The organism is Solihabitans fulvus, assembly GCF_008386585.1.
In the GTDB taxonomy this organism is placed as follows: Bacteria; Actinomycetota; Actinomycetes; order Mycobacteriales; family Pseudonocardiaceae; genus Solihabitans; species Solihabitans fulvus.
The window spans coordinates 1-313 of the sequence record NZ_VUOB01000415.1 but is presented as its reverse complement, the minus strand read 5'-3'; the positions used below and the strand labels follow the sequence as shown (position 1 = coordinate 313).

The 313-nt window shown below is 54.0% G+C and carries 1 protein-coding gene; it reads left to right on the top strand.

Going from position 1 to position 313, the window contains the following annotated elements; genetic code table 11:
* The coding region (locus F0L68_RS46195; protein ID WP_149855489.1) for a cytochrome c oxidase subunit IV family protein at nucleotides 1-313 on the top strand (313 nt) is incomplete at both ends.

The following is a 313-nucleotide window of genomic DNA, read 5'->3' as shown; positions in this document are numbered from 1 at the left end:
CAATTATCTGATGCGCCGGGCGCTCATCAATGCTATCCGTGTTCCTGTCTGCGCCAGGGCTGGATCCACTGGAAACACTGAACTTGCCAAGATTGGTGACCGTGAGTGGGTAGGCTATGGTTTCAACGGCCAGCCCAACTACGTAGACAGGCCTGACTTCCCCCTGCCTGCCATCCGGTTCCGTGAGGACACCCCTGACATTAAGGCTCTCCGTGAAAAAGAAAAGGGTGATTGGCGCAAATTGACCCTCGAAGAAAAGAAAACTCTGTACAGAGCTTCATTCTGTCAGACCTTCGCTGAGTTCCAGGCCCCC